16 protein-coding genes and 3 tRNA genes are annotated in these 16,091 nt (G+C 43.0%); 3 read left to right on the plus strand and 16 right to left on the minus strand.

The genetic code is table 11. The features are described 5' to 3' along the window. Positions 1-88 precede the first annotated feature (88 nt). The 5 genes from DW096_RS19315 to DW096_RS15010 form a co-directional block, all read right to left on the minus strand. A tRNA-Gly gene (locus tag DW096_RS19315) sits at positions 89-192 on the minus strand. A 363-nt stretch (positions 193-555) separates the two neighbouring features. After that, positions 556-987, minus strand: a complete 432-nt coding sequence (locus DW096_RS14995; RefSeq protein WP_117681719.1) for a hypothetical protein — start codon at positions 985-987, stop codon at positions 556-558. Next, the gene (locus DW096_RS15000; protein ID WP_117681720.1) at positions 984-2,072 is read right to left on the minus strand and encodes a penicillin-binding transpeptidase domain-containing protein; all 1,089 of its coding nucleotides are present in this window, start codon (positions 2,070-2,072) and stop codon (positions 984-986) included. The genes DW096_RS14995 and DW096_RS15000 overlap by 4 nt, the downstream gene beginning before the upstream one ends. Before the next feature lie 193 nt (positions 2,073-2,265). Beyond that, positions 2,266-2,706: a hypothetical protein gene (locus DW096_RS15005; RefSeq protein ID WP_118930989.1), complete on the minus strand. Its 441-nt coding sequence runs from the start codon at positions 2,704-2,706 to the stop codon at positions 2,266-2,268. A gap of 67 nt (positions 2,707-2,773) precedes the next feature. Then, on the minus strand, positions 2,774-3,682 hold the full coding sequence (locus DW096_RS15010) for a hypothetical protein (RefSeq protein WP_118930990.1): 909 nt from the start codon (positions 3,680-3,682) through the stop codon (positions 2,774-2,776). Positions 3,683-4,202: 520 nt separating this feature from the next. Between DW096_RS15010 and DW096_RS15020 the strand changes: the two genes are divergently transcribed. Continuing rightward, the gene (locus tag DW096_RS15020; RefSeq protein WP_117681725.1) at positions 4,203-5,021 is read left to right on the plus strand and encodes a DUF134 domain-containing protein; all 819 of its coding nucleotides are present in this window, start codon (positions 4,203-4,205) and stop codon (positions 5,019-5,021) included. Positions 5,022-5,166: 145 nt separating this feature from the next. Here the strand turns inward: DW096_RS15020 and istB are convergent, their stop codons facing one another. The 7 genes from istB to DW096_RS15065 form a co-directional block, all read right to left on the minus strand. Continuing rightward, positions 5,167-5,949: an IS21-like element helper ATPase IstB gene (gene istB, locus DW096_RS15025; protein ID WP_117866261.1), complete on the minus strand. Its 783-nt coding sequence runs from the start codon at positions 5,947-5,949 to the stop codon at positions 5,167-5,169. After that, positions 5,936-7,516, minus strand: coding sequence for an IS21 family transposase (gene istA / locus DW096_RS15030; protein WP_005829261.1), 1,581 nt, complete (start codon positions 7,514-7,516; stop codon positions 5,936-5,938). Before istA ends, istB begins: the two co-directional genes overlap by 14 nt. 563 nt (positions 7,517-8,079) lie before the next feature. After that, positions 8,080-9,294, minus strand: coding sequence for a site-specific integrase (locus DW096_RS15045; RefSeq protein ID WP_117681426.1), 1,215 nt, complete (start codon positions 9,292-9,294; stop codon positions 8,080-8,082). A gap of 116 nt (positions 9,295-9,410) precedes the next feature. After that, positions 9,411-9,483: transfer RNA gene (locus DW096_RS15050), tRNA-Gly, on the minus strand. Positions 9,484-9,492: 9 nt separating this feature from the next. Then, positions 9,493-9,575: transfer RNA gene (locus DW096_RS15055), tRNA-Tyr, on the minus strand. Between the two features lie 73 nt (positions 9,576-9,648). Continuing rightward, on the minus strand, positions 9,649-10,143 hold the full coding sequence (gene ribH, locus DW096_RS15060; protein ID WP_005823623.1) for a 6,7-dimethyl-8-ribityllumazine synthase: 495 nt from the start codon (positions 10,141-10,143) through the stop codon (positions 9,649-9,651). 143 nt (positions 10,144-10,286) lie between these two features. Further along, positions 10,287-10,970, minus strand: a complete 684-nt coding sequence (locus DW096_RS15065; protein WP_057282025.1) for a tol-pal system YbgF family protein — start codon at positions 10,968-10,970, stop codon at positions 10,287-10,289. 237 nt (positions 10,971-11,207) lie between these two features. Here DW096_RS15065 and DW096_RS15070 point away from each other — a divergent pair, with 237 nt between their 5' ends. Together DW096_RS15070 and DW096_RS15075 are read left to right on the plus strand one after the other, a co-directional pair. Continuing rightward, entirely contained in the window at positions 11,208-12,320 is a 1,113-nt protein-coding gene (locus tag DW096_RS15070) for a DNA replication/repair protein RecF (protein ID WP_117749665.1), read from the plus strand. Further along, on the plus strand, positions 12,317-12,607 hold the full coding sequence (locus tag DW096_RS15075; protein WP_005823615.1) for a DUF721 domain-containing protein: 291 nt from the start codon (positions 12,317-12,319) through the stop codon (positions 12,605-12,607). Before DW096_RS15070 ends, DW096_RS15075 begins: the two co-directional genes overlap by 4 nt. Here DW096_RS15075 and DW096_RS15080 read toward each other — a convergent pair. From DW096_RS15080 to DW096_RS15095, 4 genes are read right to left on the minus strand one after another with little or no spacing between them, the layout of a single operon-like run. Then, a complete protein-coding gene (locus DW096_RS15080) occupies positions 12,600-13,385 on the minus strand; it encodes a histidinol-phosphatase (protein ID WP_005835445.1) in 786 nt (261 codons plus the stop codon). The two genes, DW096_RS15075 and DW096_RS15080, sit on opposite strands and share 8 nt — an antisense overlap. Continuing rightward, positions 13,382-13,912 carry a 5-formyltetrahydrofolate cyclo-ligase gene (locus DW096_RS15085; RefSeq protein ID WP_120028804.1) on the minus strand — a complete coding sequence of 177 codons (531 nt, stop codon included), beginning with the start codon at positions 13,910-13,912 and terminating at the stop codon, positions 13,382-13,384. Before DW096_RS15085 ends, DW096_RS15080 begins: the two co-directional genes overlap by 4 nt. After that, positions 13,830-15,569, minus strand: coding sequence for a S41 family peptidase (locus DW096_RS15090; RefSeq protein ID WP_008666099.1), 1,740 nt, complete (start codon positions 15,567-15,569; stop codon positions 13,830-13,832). The genes DW096_RS15085 and DW096_RS15090 overlap by 83 nt, the downstream gene beginning before the upstream one ends. A gap of 57 nt (positions 15,570-15,626) precedes the next feature. After that, positions 15,627-16,085, minus strand: a complete 459-nt coding sequence (locus tag DW096_RS15095; protein ID WP_005835453.1) for a dCMP deaminase family protein — start codon at positions 16,083-16,085, stop codon at positions 15,627-15,629. Positions 16,086-16,091: the final 6 nt, after the last annotated feature.

Below are 16,091 nucleotides of genomic sequence, written 5' to 3' on the forward strand. Positions count from 1 at the left end.
ACTCGGTTAAACCACACTAAATTCAGCATTCTCTAAAAACAAAAATCAGATAGAAATCTTGCGATAACTATCTGATTTTCAGAAGAGCGGAAGACGGGGCTCAAACCCGCGACCCTCAGCTTGGAAGGCTAATGCTCTTCTGCGGCTGCCAAAAGCTGCGCTTTCGTCAGCAACCAACTGAGCTACTTCCTTTTATGATAGCTATCTTTAGAATCTGATTCTATTTAGAAACTATTGGTTGACGTCTTGGTTGACTTTTAAGGTCAAGTGCCAAGAATGGTTCATAATAAATAAATTAATAATCTCTTTTGCAGAATAAACCTGCATTGCAAAAATAGCAATTATAAAATGAAGTTTCAACTATCTATATAGTTATTCAAAGTAATCATAGTACTTTTTTGAATTGGGGTCTATAAAACTAACTTTTACTAAAAAAGGTACTACTATTGATTGAAACACATTATAGCTGTTATATACTGCTAATTCATGAAAGCGCATAAACAAAGGCGACAAAGATAATCAATGCCGCCTAATGTCTGATTTTTATTTACTTTCTTACTTTTTACGTGTGTAATTCATTATTCCGTCCTCACTGAGATATGATAATTTACTTTCTGTAATCTCTAAGATTTCCACAATGTCTGATTCAAAAATGTTATTATTTAAGGTTAACCTTTTTTTGCTACTGTCATAGCTGTATGTCCCTTCACCCCATTTTTCTGTTTTTTCATTAGGGTAATTTGTTCCGGTGTAATAATCTATTCCAGTCCATGTCATATCTGCCTTGAAAGTAAGAACCTCAGTCGTTGAACTAACAACATTTCCATTTACATCAGTAAAAGAGTCAAGTTCATTTTCCCAACTACCAACTAATAAAGCTAACGTTTTATCGTCTTGCTGTTCTTCATCATCATCGCTACACGCTGTAAAGTTTACAGTCAACATGACCATTAACAAGGTCATTCCAATTAATCTAAATGTTCTCATTTTGAATTAAAATATTTATTGTAAGTAGAAATATATTCTGTAATTTGCCTAAACACATCACCTGCCATCAATCCACTACTTGCAGGTAGTCTCTCTTTATGGATGGAAACAATGATAGAATATTGGGGAACATTTGTAGGGAAGTAACCACAGAACTCTACAATATAGCTTCCATCTTCAAGCTGTACTGTTCCTGTTTCACCTGCAATTTGTACCTTATCAGACTTGGCAGGTTGTCCTAAGCCATCAGTTACCGCATATTCCAATGCCTGTTTCAGACTGTCAATGTTGGTTTGACTTGCTATCTGTGGATTGATTACTGTTGTACTGTCTTTGTAAAGTTGAGGTTGTACCATCTTTCCACTATTAGCAATAGCATTATAAAAGGTTAGCATTTGTATAGGGGTAATAGTTTGATTATATCCAATGCAGAACCATGCAAAGGCTGTATCACTCCAACCACTATCTTTAGGAGTAACAAAGTATGCAGGTTTCAGATTAGCTATTCCTGCGATACTGTCTGGTTTACCATAATTCACCTTATTCAACAGATTGAAGTATGCTTGTGCATCATCTCCAAATGCTTTCTCCATTGTTTTATAAACAGCAATGTTTGAACTTGAAGCTAAACCTTGCTTGATAGAGATTTTACCATATCCACCTCTATGCCAATTATGGTCTTTTAATTCTCTATCCTGTATAGAATAGCTTCCATTGCCCACATCTACCATATCAGATAGTTTCACCTTTCCTGTTTCCAATGCTGCCAATATGGATATAGGGTGCATCAGTGCTGATTCGTGTGCTTGGGAAAAGTTCTCACAAGGTTGGTAGTCTGTACTGTCTTTCCTTTCAAGTCCAACCATAGTCTTTATATACCCTGTCTGAACTTCCATAATGATAATTTGCCCGGATAAAGCATTAAGTTCAGATAGCTTATTCTCTAAGATAGAAGTAGCTTTGACTTGTAAAGTACTGTCTATATAGCTACTTAGTTGTTTATTTTTGTATTCTTTATATTTACATGAATATAAAAATGTACACATTATTACCAATAGTGTAAATGTTATTTTAGTCTTTCCCATATTTGTAAGTTCTATCAAACAAATTACTCTTTATTCTTGTCTTTTAATGCCATGAGTAGTGGTATTATTATAGCACATAGCAAAGCGAATATTATATCAGTAAAAGAAAATGGTTCTTCACGCGATAATTTATCTCCAGCATAAGAAGCTAAAGGACATATTATAAATAGTGTATTAAGTAAAATTCGTTTCATTAGATAAAAAATAAGAAGTAATCAATTTCTCCTTCACGTAATAAACTGATGTATTTATCACGTTTAGCTAAAGTATTATAACTTCTATCAATATAATCGGGGATAATAATCTTCTTTATATTAATAGGAGTAAATGTGCTATTCAATAAGCTTGCCGTATTCCATTTGTTTTTAAACCTATAATATAATTCTTCATTCCATGGCAATGCAGGGTTTCTGCTGAGTGCATCCCAATCTAAACGTTCTTTATATCTATCAATAAGTTTTTCATTCCATTTGATTTTCTTATTTAAGCTTAGAACTTCGAATATGATAAGATTTTCATTTTGATATATATAATCATCGCTCAAAGGAGCATTACGACAAAATGATTCGTAAAATTTCCCAGCATTATAATAACTGTATTTATCAATCCAATAATCTTTATAAATGGTAAACATGGCTTCATTCCATTGTAGAGATTCATTTTTTGCTAAACTTTCAAAGTTCCATTTGTGAACAAATTCCTTAAATAAAGCATAGGAAAATGGGAATATTGGGATTGCTACTCAAAAGTTCCCATCCCATGTCACACCTATCTATATATGAGGAGTACTTATGTAAGAAATTTATAGACCAAGGTATGGTTTGATGCAAAGAACTACCGTAATAATCTCCACTACAAAATCCCCATTGCCAATGTATCCTATCTTTGAAAAAATCAATTAACTGATTGGTGGCATTGTGCGCAATATTTATGCTTAAATAATGCCAATCCCAGTTGTCAATGAATGAATTGATTAATTCAACAGATAAAGGTAACGACTCATTTGAAGATAAAGCTTCCCAATTCCATTTATCTTTAAATGTTGTAATCATATCAATAGATAATTGTAGCGATTGGTTTTTTGACAAGACTTTCCAATCCCAGTAGTTATAAAAAGATATAATTGTTCCAGAAGATAGGGATAACGATTTGTTTGATGATAAAGCTTCCCAATCCCATTTATCACTAAAACTACGGATAAATTGGATAGACCATGGCAACGATTCACTTAACGATAGAGCTTTCCAATCCCATTTATCTTTGAATTTTTTTATAAATTCGATAGACCATGGTAGAGAGGGATTCCGCGATAAATTATTCCAATTCAATTTAAATTGAAATTTTTCTATGAAGTCTTCACTCCAATCAATTCGTGTATTACTACTTAATTCATCCCAACATACTGTTTGTGAGTGGTATGTAACCAACTTTACAGTTAAACCACCACTCTTGAATAGATTCTTTTTAAATCCCTCTGTATCTACTCTTATTTGTTCATAAAGAAAATCAAAATCAACACTTTCCTTTTTAAGAAAGACATAGCTACAAAATGGGCATTTATCTACTTCTTTGGAAGAATACCATTCACTTCCACATTGAGGACATTTCATAGTGATAATTTATATGCTCACTTGTTCCCTGCGGTAAGCCATAAATAAAAAAGATGTGGGAACACTATTTGCTTTATCCTTGTAACTGGCTCTCGCATTGCCTTTGCTGTGGATAAAACAATAGCGACCCACACCAAAGGGCATATAGAAACCTCACAAAAATGAGGTAGGTATATATCCAAGTGCGGGTGCTACTGCTATCATCTTCACAGCGTTTCAAATTTGCGAGATTTGTTACAAGAAGATAATTTCAATAACACCTTTCGTTAAATATGTCCTTCCAACTCCCTAACGCATTAGTTCATTGGAATTGGTGCAAAGATAACGAAAGGTTTTAAATCAATAAGCATGGAGTGAGGATTAATAGTGAATATCCTGCCCTCAAACATGAAATAATTTAAATCAAGAGTATTCAAGGGAATATAAATCAAAGTTTTTATCTGTTGTGTTAAAAAACGGCTTATTGTTTTGTTATGAACATTTGTTCATTATATTTGCAGTCGAAAACAATAAATATTCAATGTCACCACGTCCAAAAAACATCCGTAAAGTCAATAATATGCCTTCTGTTGCAGGTTTTAAACCGATAGCCTCAAACATTTGTCGCAAGGATGCTATATTCTTGCATTTCGAAGAGTATGAAGCGATACGGCTATGTGATTATGAAATGAAAACTCAACAAGAGGCTTCTGTTTCAATGGGGGTATCACGTCCTACTCTTAGCCGAATATATACCAGTGCAAGGCAGAAAATTGCCCAAGCATTGGTTCGTGGTGTTGCTATAATGATAGAAGGTGGAGTAGCGTACACTGATAGTGAATGGTTCCATTGCGGAGTATGCGGTTTTGTATTCAATAATATCAAACCTGCACTTAAAATCCGTAAAATGGAATGTCCAGTGTGCCACTCTAACGACATAAGCATTAATAATATTAACATTAATAAGAATGAGATTATGATGAAAATTGCAATTCCAACCAGAGAAAATGCAGTTGACAACCATTTCGGTCACTGTGAGTATTACACAATCTTGACAGTAGGGCAAGACAATCAGATTCTAAGCAGCGAGACTATTCCTTCTCCACAAGGATGCGGATGTAAATCCAATATCGCAGGAGAATTAGAAAACATGGGAGTCAGCGTCATGTTGGCAGGGAATATGGGGCAAGGTGCTTTGAATGTACTTACAGCCCATCATATTAAAGTAATAAGAGGTTGTTCCGGTAATATTTTGGATATTGCCACTGACTACTTAAACGGGAAGCTTACAGATTCGGGAGTGGGCTGCTCATCCCATGAACACCACCATGAATGCCATGGACACAATCATAAAGAATGATGTTTAGGAAGAACAAAATGCTACTTAACATTGTTGGAAAATCCAGTGTAAGCTGCCCCCTAAAACCAAGCGATTCTGCCCCCTTAAAACATTCAACAATGCCCCCTTAAAAAGTCTTGACCGATGGGGTTATTATTATTTTAGTTTATTTCCCTCTGTATGCAGCCATTTTACGGACACTTTCTCCTGTCAGCTCAATCCGGTGCGCCGTATGTATAATACGATCCATAATGGCATCTGCTACTGTAGGGTCTCCGATTGCATCATACCAATTGTCCGTTGGCAGTTGCGAGGTGATGATGATGGACTTGCGCCCATGTCGGTCCTCTATTATATCGAGCAGGATGGGTCGTTCCTTGGCATTAAGGTTCACAAGGAAGAGGTCATCCAATATGAGCAGCGTGCTCCGTTCGATTCTCTTGAGTTCCGATTCCAGTGTGCCTTTTACTTTTGCCACCTTAAGCGTACCCATAAGTTTCGGAGCATTCGCATAATATGTCCGTATGCCCTTCTTGCAGGCTTCATACCCCATTGCTGTGGCAAGGAAGCTCTTCCCGGTACCGGATGACCCTGTGATGAAGAGGTTCTGTCCCTTGCGGATGAACTCCAGCGATGCAAGCCGCTCCATCTGATTGCGGTCAAGGCCACGCGGGATTGCATAGTCTATCTGCTCGAGGCAGGCCTTGTAGCGGAACGCCGCCCCGCGTATAAGGCGTTGGATGGCTGCATTGGCACGGTAGTCCCATTCCCTGGCAAGTAACATGTGCAGGAAAGAGTCGATTGTCATTGTTTCTGCCATAGTGGAGGTTAGGCTTTCAGTGAAGGCGGCGGCCATGCCGTGCAGCTTCATACGGTTCATCAGTTCGATTGTCAACGTGTTGCGGTCTTTTTCGACAGCTATCGGTGCGGTAAGATTATTTGTTTCCATTGTTGTCTCTATTTAAATGTTTTAATTGTGCGAAGTAGGCTGCTCCGCGGATGTTTTTGTGGATAGATGTTACGGGGACCTCATCGTCAATGTCGTCTTTTGACAGGAAGTCTGCATCATCCCCGCGTTCAAGGATCCGCCTTATCTCCTGATATCCGTATAGGCGCAGTTGCGTGGCGCATGCGCTTGCCGCCACCAACCGTTCCAGCCCGAAGGTCTTCTCCAACGCCATGATGCCTCTGCATGAACGGAACGCCGCGGGAGGATACTTCTTGAGTTCCGCCACCTTGCGCAGATACAGCAGCAGGACGTTATCTGTCTGGCCGGCCCGTTCGTAAATCTGTTCCAGATCCTTTTCATAACTTCCATGACGTCCGGGCAGTCCGTGGGCATCCTTGGTCGTATAGGAGTATGGCGTGTCATCGCGCTGGTGTGTGGTCACCAGACGCAGGCCATGATATATTTCCAGCGTGTCCGCATCATAGACAATCTCGACACGTTTGCCTATATACTCTTTCGGTACGCTGTAATGGTGAAGCCTGAAGGTGACATAGCCGTTACGCATTACTGTTGCGGAGCGTCGCTCTTTCATCTGATGGCGTATGGCGGGAAGCGGGCGGAGGCAGTCGGACTCAATCTGCTCGAACTGTTCCCGTCTGGACTGGGGACGCCCGCTCATCCTGCGTCCGTTGAAGGCCGAGAGCGATTCGGATATGGCCGCATTCAGAGACTCCAGCGAGTGGAATACAAGACCCTCGATGTCAGCGTAGACGGATCGGTAAAGTAGCTTCACGGCATTCTCCACCAAGGCCTTGTCCTTTGGATGACGTACCCGTGTGGGGTATACGGTACATCCGTAGTGTTCGGCAAATGCCGCAAACTCCTCGTTGATTACCGGCTCGTTACGGTCGCTGCGGGTTACCGCCGATTTGAGGTTGTCTGGTACGATCGCCATCGGAACCCCGCCGTAAAAATGAAGCGCGTTCTCACACGCCTTAATCAAGTCCTGTCTTGACTGGGACCAGACCGCCTCACAATAGGTATAGTGGCTGCACGGAAGTATGGCCACGAACACTTCAACGCTGCGACATTCACCGCTTTCACTGTCAACGACTTCCAGTTTGTCACCGGCGAAGTCGATATACATCTGGTCTCCGGCATAATGCTCGACATGGCCTACGACATGTGTCACCATACGGTAACGCATGAGATAGTTGCCGAAACTGGCATGTCTGTATCCGTCAGGATGGGTCTCGCGGTACTCTTCGTACAGGGTTTTCACTGTTACGCCTCGGCGGCTAAGCCGGGCAGCATACTCAGGAAGGAGTGCCTCAAGCTCAAGCTGGCGTTGTGACGGTTCCCTGTTACGGCCAACACCTTCAGAGAACATTTCCTGGATGCGAGCGGAAGGCATGGCGGCCAACTCCTTTATCGGTATACCACACTCTTGAAACAGGCGCACATATCTGCGCACCGTGTTGCGGGAAAGCTCAAAGCTCCTGCTTATCTGCTTTATCCCCATCCCCAATGCGTAACATTGGAGGATGTTTGCTATCTTTGTTGTCATAGTAGAAATGATTTTATCCCACCGGTCAAGACGGGAATCAAATCTACGAAAAATCCCCTGCCGGGCATTGCCAAGCAGGGGTATTTTTATATTGGAATCAAGGGGGTAGGATTATTTTAGCACAAGGGGGCAGAATCGCTTGGTTTTAGGGGGCAGCTTACACTGGATTTTCCAACCGGGTAGTTTCTCCGTATGGAAAATCAAATTGGGTCTTCCCATTATATTTGATTTGGATAGAATCATGTTTTTGGATGCCGTATAAGAGTTTAACAAGTCTCGCCAAGTCAATAACTTTAGAGCTTTGGTATCTTCTGATGCGTTTAATGGTAGTTGTTATAATATCTAAAAGAGTTTCTTGGTATTCTGTTTGTGAGAAAAGTTGGGACAGTTCTTTATATCTCGTAGAACATTGAATAAATTGTGGTAATGCACTCTTTGCTTGTACGAGGTCATATCCATTGATTATGTTAGAATTGTTGGTGCTCATCTTTTTAACTTTGGATTTGAAAGCAAAATTAAAAAAATAATCTCCACCTGCATTGCTACAAATGGAGATTTATTCATTACAGCAAATTCTTCATTGCTTCATCTACTTGCTCGTTGTCGAAGCTATCCAAATATATTTGAGTAGTCGCCAAGTCTGAATGACCCAATGCTTCACTTATCAATGCAATGTTTACTCCCGATTTCTTAAGAACACTCGCGAATGAATGGCGAGCGACATAGGTTGTTAAGTTGGCTTCAACTCCAAGCTGTGCGGCAAGTAGTTTTAGATTCTTATTGACCTTTCCTAATATCTTATGTATTCTGTTCTGCTTTTGTAGGGCGGTCTTGTGTATCTTGCTATCCAAAATAGGAAAAAGATAGCCTTTACTCTCTTTTGAGTATTTTTCAATTATTAGCATGGCCTCTTGTGGTATTCCTATTTTAATCAGTTTCTTTGTTTTTTGACGAATATAGTGTAATCTGCCATTCTGAATATTCTCGTTTGTTAGATTAGCTATATCAGTGAAATTGATTCCACCGCATAGATAACTGAACACGAATATGTCTTTGCTCAACTCCATGTACTGCTGTTTTCCAATAGGCTGCACCTCTGTTGTGAATTTCAGCACGTCTGTTTTGGCAATGGCTCTCTTTTGAGTTGTGGTATCGAACTTGTTGACTTTGTACTCATCAAACGGATAATCGGACTTCCGGGCGCACTTAGCTTTGATAGCTTTATTATATGTACTCCGGAGCGTGCGAAACATTAGGCTTATGGTAGTTTCTTTGTTGTCTTTGGAACGTAGCCATTTCTCATATTTGTTAAGCCAAGAAGTATCTATATCACTGAAAGGTATATCTATTTTGCCTTTCGTGAACACTTTAAGCGAGTTGAAAGAACTTTTATAGATAAGACGGTTGCCGCATTTATCCTCACGTGTGTATTGCTCTATCAATTCGTGGTAGAATTCACTAACGGTTTTCAGTTCAAACTTGGTATGCTCATTATTGAGTAGGGTAGTAGTGGTATATTCTTTCTGTTCGATATTCAACTCTAACATTCGCTGTTGAAGTTCCCGTTGCTTATCCAAGATAATCTTTTGGATATATTCTTTGTTAGGGCAGTTCGGTTTAGGCTTGTTTCGTGTAAAGTCCCAATATTTAGGATTGACGGATATGCCTAAACTCTGCATAGTCCGTTTGCCGCTTTTGGCTACTCTTACCATTAAGGGGGATTCTCCATTTGCTAAAGTTTTCCACTTGTAGCACACTACGTTGATTACTGCACTCATAAAATTTTTGGTTGACTTCTTGGTTGACTTCAACCGCATAGTTTCGTGCAGATTCAGCATTCTCTAAAAACAAAAATCAGATAGAAATCTTGCGATAACTATCTGATTTTCAGAAGAGCGGAAGACGGGGCTCAAACCCGCGACCCTCAGCTTGGAAGGCTAATGCTCTATCAACTGAGCTACTTCCGCAATTTTTTGTGGGCAAAGATGGATTCGAACCACCGAAGGCGTAAGCCAGCAGATTTACAGTCTGCCCCATTTGGCCACTCTGGTATTTGCCCTTTTGCACTTAAGATTCTATCTCAATTCTCTCATTGAGTAGGTTTGTTTCTCAATTGCGGTGCAAAGATACGACTATTTTTGTAAACTCCAAGCAAAATCTATCATTTTTATTGCAGTAATTGCACATTCGTCTCCTTTATTACCCAGCTTGCCACCGGCGCGGTCTTCTGCTTGCTCCATAGTATTGGTAGTAATTAATCCGTAAATTACTGGTACATCGCCACTTGCGTTTAATTGGGTAATTCCTTGGGTAGCACCCATGCAAACATAGTCAAAATGTGGAGTATCTCCTCTGACTACACAACCAATTGCAATAACTGCATCGACTTCGCTGTATTCGATAAGTTGGTTGGCGCCGAAAGTCAGTTCAAAACTGCCGGGTACTGTTTTTACCAGAATATTTTCATCTTTGGCTCCATGTTTTTTTAAGGTGTCTATGGCACCTTTTAGGAGAGCGCCGGTAATATTATAATTCCACTCAGATACAACGATGCCGAATTTCATTTTTTCCGCGCTGGGTACAGAACTGAAATCGTAGTCTGAAAGATTGTGATAAGCTGTTGCCATAAATAAGGAATTAAGAATTAATAATTGAAAATTAAAGGGAGAGGAGAGATAAAAGAGGCACGGACTACACGGATTCACGGCTATTGTGTCTTTCCGTGTTTTCCGTGTAATCCGTGCCTGAGATATTTTTATAATAAGGTATATTACTTCTTCAATAGTTTGGCTTGTTCGATATACTTATCGATATCCATTGCCTGGTATGAACGGAAGTATTTATCCTTGATAGTGGTATACGCCTGGATTGCATCGTCATACTTACCTTGCTTTACCAGGATTTCTCCAGCTTGCAGCAGGTAGATGGGGCTGAGGGAGTTGTTGTCGGCTTCGTTGGCGGCTTTCAGCAGCATGGAAGCGGCTTTGTCCAGTTGGCCGAGCTGCGCATAGCAGTTACCCATAGCACCTTTCATGGCAGGAGCTACCATTTGGTCGTCTCCGTCAAAGCTGTCCAATGCTTTCACTGCTTCGTCATATTTACCGAGGTGTGCATAGCAGAGACCCATATAGGCTTTTGCAAGATTGGCTGCTTTTGTGCCGCTGTATTCGTCTGCCACTTTTACAAATCCGGCAAAACCGATGCTGTCACCGTTCAGTGCTTGTGCATAAGCGTCTGCTTCGAAGTATTCTTGTCCTTTGAATAAGGCAGCTTGTGCTTTTTCTTCACGGGGGTCTGCATAAAGGTTCTTGTACATCACTACACCGGCAATGATGATGATTACTGCTACTACAGCGCCGATGATTGCTTTTTTGTTCTTAATGAAAAAGGCCTCCGATTGTGTCAGTGCATCCTCCACGTTTAAGGCTTCATTCGTCTTTTTTTGTTCTGCCATTTTTATATAATCTTTTTGTTATTATTCTTATTTATCTATTTCGACCCGCAAAAGTAAGTTTTTTATAGCTATCAACGAAATTTAGCGGCATCTTTTTTTGTTTTGTATCAGAAAACACCGAAATTATTTCTACTTTTCAATAAGCCGGGCTTCACCTCTATATTAAAAATAAGCAGGCTTATTTTGTACTGCTTTCGGTTTTGCATTATCTTTGTAACCGAACTCATCGTTACTATAATGATACTGAAACGTATATCTATACTCAATTATAAGAACTTGGAGCAGGTGGAGCTTTCATTCTCGCCCAAGTTGAACTGCTTTTTCGGACAGAACGGCATGGGGAAAACGAACCTGCTGGATGCGGTGTATTTCTTGTCTTTCTGTAAAAGTGCCGGTAATCCCATTGATTCCCAGAATATCCGCCATGATGCCGACTTCTTTGTTATTCAAGGGTTTTATGAGGCTGCCGATGGGACTCCTGAGGAAATCTACTGTGGTATGAAGAGGCGCCAGAAGAAACAGTTTAAGCGAAACAAGAAGGAGTATACGCGTTTGTCGGACCATATCGGCTTCCTGCCTTTGGTCATGGTCTCGCCTGCCGATTCGGAGTTGATAGCAGGAGGCAGTGATGAACGCCGACGTTTTATGGATGTGGTTATCTCGCAGTACGACAAAGAGTATCTGGATGCTTTGATACGATACAATAAAGCTTTGGTGCAGCGGAATACCTTACTGAAGAGTGAACAGCCGGTGGAGGAAGAGCTCTTTCTGGTCTGGGAGGAGATGATGGCACAAGCCGGTGAAGTGGTGTTCCGCAAACGTGAGGCCTTTATCCGTGAGTTTATTCCTATTTTCCAGTCTTTCTATTCATTCATTTCGCAAGATAGGGAGAAGGTGGGATTAAGCTATGACTCTCATGCCCGCGATGCCTCTTTGCTGGAAGTGCTGAAGGAAAGCCGTGCTCGCGACCAGATTATGGGCTATTCGTTGCGCGGTGTGCACAAGGACGAGCTGAATATGCTTTTGGGAGATTTCCCCATCAAGCGTGAAGGGTCGCAGGGACAGAACAAGACTTATCTGGTAGCGTTGAAGCTGGCACAGTTTGATTTCCTGAAACGTACCGGGACCACTGTTCCCTTGTTGTTGTTGGACGATATCTTTGACAAGCTGGATGCCTCGCGTGTGGAGCAAATCATCAAGTTGGTGGCAGGCGACAGTTTTGGACAGATTTTTATAACCGATACCAACCGCGAACACCTGGACCGTATTCTGCATAAAGTGGGCAGTGATTATAAGATGTTCCGTGTGGAGCAGGGAACGGTTGCCGAAATGAAGGAGGAAGAGGCATGAAGCGCAATAATGCCGAACAGATAGGTGAACTTATCCGTCATTACCTCAGGCAGGAAAGTCTGGAGTCTCCGCTGAATGAACGGCGGCTTATCAGTGCGTGGCCCGAAGTGCTGGGGCCTACCATTGCCTCCTACACCCGTGAACTTTATATAAAGAACCAGGTGCTTTATGTGCACCTCACTTCTGCTGCTTTGCGCCAGGAACTGATGATGGGGCGCGAGTTGCTGGTGCGCAACTTGAATCGTCATGTGGGGGCCCAGGTCATAACGAATATCATATTCAGATGAGCATCCTCAGCTCATCTATTCTTTCAATCTTCAGTTCCTTCAATTCCCGGACTGCCCGGTCATAATACATCGGAGTTTCCAAATCCTTGTTGTCATGCGCATCCAGTCCGATGATAGCTGTACAGCCTTCATTGGCAGCGATTCGCCAGAACTCCGGGCACGGGTAGGTGGATAAGCCGTGCGCTTCATTGTAGGCTACATAGCCTATATTGTATTCCAACGGGACATTCAGGCGTGCAGCAGTACGGCAGATGTGCCGGCTGATGGTAGTGCAATGGTGGTCGAACTTCGGATAGGAGCGCATGAACAAGTCCGGATGGGCAAGGCAGGAGAATAATCCGCTTTCCATACCTTCGATGGCGCTCTCTTCGTAAAGTTCGAGCATGTCGCGGCTGTCTGTATGATGGCCGAAGTAGGGGAACTTTTCATCGGTGTGGTAGTGATGGTTTCCGAAGATGATATAGTCCAGTTGGTACTTCTTGGTTTGCTCTTTCAGCCAATGGATATATTGGGGGAAGTATTCACATTCAAGTCCTATTCTGATGTCTATCCGGTCGTGGTATTTCTCACGGAGCGTCTTGAGACTCTCCACGTAGCCGGGGAGCTCCTCGGGGAGCATCCGCATGTCGGCTACGTAGTCGGTACGGTATTTCCAGGGAGTATGGTCTGAAAACCCGAGTATCCGGTAACCGCCTTTGATGGCACTGAGCACATAGTCTTCGTCATCTCCGGTGGCATGCATGCAGCGTGTGGTGTGTGTATGATAATTAGTTTTCATTGCGTAATGATTTCATCCATGCGTATATCAAACGGTTCCGCAGGAACTTTTTCTACGAGTTGAAACGGGAAGCAGATGCCGGCTTTGTAGGCTGATGGGATGCGGGGCAGAAGCCGGTCATAGTAACCTTTACCGCGCCCCAGGCGGTTGCCGTTACGGTCGAATGCCACGCCGGGAACCACTATGAAGTCTATGTCTGCATAGTCGGTAAATAGCTCGCCGGTTGGTTCTTCGATGCCGTATGCGCCAGGTTTCAAGTCTTCGGGTCCGGTGTACAGCCGCAGTTCCAGGTCGTCACCTACAACTACCGGAAGCAGTATCCGCTTTTCGCGGCTCCACTTCCGGATAAATTCGTGTGTGTCCACTTCGTCTTTGAGAGAGTGGTAAAGCAGTACGGTGGTTGCCGCCCTGAAAGCAGGATGTGCCTCGAGGGCGGCAAGTATTTCAGCAGACTGACGCGTAGTGGAAGAGCTGTGTCGGGTCTTCAACAAAGCTACCTGCCTGCGCAGTTCTTTTTTCCTTTCCATCATCTTTTGTATCCTCTATGATTGGTGTCGCTTCCGGGGCTTTTGGGAATGCCTCGCCACGTTCCAGAATATCCAATGCCTTCTTGACGGTAGCATCGCTCTGGTTGATGTAGCGGATGTATTGCTCCCTTCCCAGTATGTTATAGATAATGTTGCCGTAAAGACTTCTTTCCAGTAGCTTGTAGGACTTGTGGATAAGCAGGTTGCGCCGCTTTACTCCCTTGGAGTCTGCAAAACGTACAAACTGCTCCACGATACCTTGGTGGCGAAGGTACTTCAACAAATCTTCTTCATTGTCGTATTCACTCAATTTCGCACGGTTGCGGTCGGTATACTGGAAGCTGAATTGCAGAATCAGTCCCTTGTTGCTTACTTCTATCAGGTAAGAAGATACTCCGGTTGTGTCTTGCGGAACGAATACGTCCGGCATAATGCCACCGCCGCCGTATACGGGTCTGCCCAAACCGGTAGAGTAACGCAGGTTTTCGTCCAGTTTGATGCTGTCTTTGGAGAAGAACTCGCCGTGTTCGTAACGGGTAATCCAGTCCATTTCGTATTTACTGTCCTTGCCGTTCTCGTAGGGGCGCTGGATGCAACGGCCCGATGGGGTGTAATAACGGGCAATGGTCAGGCGGATGGCGGAACCGTCGCTGAAGTCGATGGGTTGCTGTACGAGTCCCTTGCCGAAGGAACGGCGTCCTACAATGGTTCCGCGGTCATTGTCCTGAATGGCGCCCGCAAAGATTTCGCTGGCCGAAGCGGAACTCTCGTTTACCAATACCACTAGCGGCAGCTTCTGGCAACTGCCGGTACCGTTGGCATATTCCTCCATGCGGGGGTATTTGCGGCCGTGGGTATATACTATCAGCTTTCCTTCCGGCAGGAATTCGTTCACCATGCGCGTGGCGGCTTCCATGTAGCCTCCGGTATTGTCGCGCAGGTCAATAATCAGGCCTTTGCACTTCTCGTGGCTCAGTTGGGCAATCGCATTCAGCAGCTCCACGTGTGTGGTACGTCCGAATTTGCTGATTTGTATATATCCGTAGTCATCGTCGAGCATATAGGCTGCATCAATGGTGTTTTGTGGGATGTCACCGCGTGTGATGGTGAAGTCGAGCAACTCCTTTTCCGTGGCACGCTTGACGCCTAACTTCACTTGGCTTCCTTTCGGACCTTTCAGGTTGCGCATGGCCTTTTCGTTTGTCAGGCCTTTGCCTGCAAACAGACTGTCGTTGACCATTACAATGCGGTCGCCTGCCATCAGGCCCACTTTCTCGGACGGTCCGCCGGGAATCACGCTGTTTACGTGTATCGTGTCTTCTTGAATGGTGAACTGGATACCTATACCGCTGAAGCTGCCTTCAAGTTCGGAGTTTACCTCTTCCAGCTTCTGTGCGGGGATGTAGGTGGAGTGGGGGTCGAGTTCCGCCAATATCTGCGGCATGGCCTTCTCTACCAAATCGGTCATGTTGACGGTATCCACATACTGGTCATCAATAACACGCAGCAAGGCATTCAGCTTGTTGGACGAGCTATTGATGATTCCCAGTTTATTACCGGCAAAATGCCTGGCATAAAACGTTCCGATAAGGATTCCCGCGACTACGCTGATTGCGATGATGAGCGGCATAAAGCGGGAAGTATTTTTTGTACTCATGATGTTTATTTACTATTAGACTATTTACAATTTACTATTTGGCTGCGCATGCAACTTTCAACTTTCCATTTTCAACTTTTCATTATCCATTGAAATAAACACTACCTCGATGCCTGCCCGTTTCAAAAGTTCGATACCATCTTCCAGGCGGTATTTCTCGGAGTAGACCACCCGCTTGATGCCTGCCTGGATAATCAGTTTGGAGCATTCTATGCAGGGGGAGGCAGTGACGTACATGGTGGCACCGTTACTGCTGTTGTTTGAACGGGCTATTTTGGTAATGGCGTTTGCTTCGGCATGGAGCACGTATGGTTTGGTGACGTTATTCTCATCTTCGCATACATTCTCAAAACCGGAAGGGGTACCGTTGTAGCCGTCAGAGATAATCATCTTGTCTTTTACAATCAGTGCACCGACCTGGCGGCGTTGGCAATACGAATTTTCGGCCCAAATGCTTGCCATACGTATATAACGCCTATCCAATGCTTCTTGTTTGTCTTTTGTAGAATCGTCCATCATATT

It is taken from the genome of Bacteroides sp. AM07-18 (assembly GCF_003602695.1).
GTDB classification, from domain to species: domain Bacteria; phylum Bacteroidota; class Bacteroidia; order Bacteroidales; family Bacteroidaceae; genus Bacteroides; species Bacteroides uniformis.

Coding starts and splice junctions, on each gene's coding strand:
- DW096_RS14995 (WP_117681719.1), bottom strand. CDS start 987: ATGAGAACATTTAGATTAATTGGAATGACCTTGTTAATGGTCATGTTG.
- DW096_RS15000 (WP_117681720.1), bottom strand. CDS start 2,072: ATGGGAAAGACTAAAATAACATTTACACTATTGGTAATAATGTGTACA.
- DW096_RS15005 (WP_118930989.1), bottom strand. CDS start 2,706: ATGTTTACCATTTATAAAGATTATTGGATTGATAAATACAGTTATTAT.
- DW096_RS15010 (WP_118930990.1), bottom strand. CDS start 3,682: ATGAAATGTCCTCAATGTGGAAGTGAATGGTATTCTTCCAAAGAAGTA.
- DW096_RS15020 (WP_117681725.1), top strand. CDS start 4,203: ATGTCACCACGTCCAAAAAACATCCGTAAAGTCAATAATATGCCTTCT.
- istB (WP_117866261.1), bottom strand. CDS start 5,949: ATGGAAACAAATAATCTTACCGCACCGATAGCTGTCGAAAAAGACCGC.
- istA (WP_005829261.1), bottom strand. CDS start 7,516: ATGACAACAAAGATAGCAAACATCCTCCAATGTTACGCATTGGGGATG.
- DW096_RS15045 (WP_117681426.1), bottom strand. CDS start 9,294: ATGAGTGCAGTAATCAACGTAGTGTGCTACAAGTGGAAAACTTTAGCA.
- ribH (WP_005823623.1), bottom strand. CDS start 10,143: ATGGCAACAGCTTATCACAATCTTTCAGACTACGATTTCAGTTCTGTA.
- DW096_RS15065 (WP_057282025.1), bottom strand. CDS start 10,970: ATGGCAGAACAAAAAAAGACGAATGAAGCCTTAAACGTGGAGGATGCA.
- DW096_RS15070 (WP_117749665.1), top strand. CDS start 11,208: ATGATACTGAAACGTATATCTATACTCAATTATAAGAACTTGGAGCAG.
- DW096_RS15075 (WP_005823615.1), top strand. CDS start 12,317: ATGAAGCGCAATAATGCCGAACAGATAGGTGAACTTATCCGTCATTAC.
- DW096_RS15080 (WP_005835445.1), bottom strand. CDS start 13,385: ATGAAAACTAATTATCATACACACACCACACGCTGCATGCATGCCACC.
- DW096_RS15085 (WP_120028804.1), bottom strand. CDS start 13,912: ATGGAAAGGAAAAAAGAACTGCGCAGGCAGGTAGCTTTGTTGAAGACC.
- DW096_RS15090 (WP_008666099.1), bottom strand. CDS start 15,569: ATGAGTACAAAAAATACTTCCCGCTTTATGCCGCTCATCATCGCAATC.
- DW096_RS15095 (WP_005835453.1), bottom strand. CDS start 16,085: ATGGACGATTCTACAAAAGACAAACAAGAAGCATTGGATAGGCGTTAT.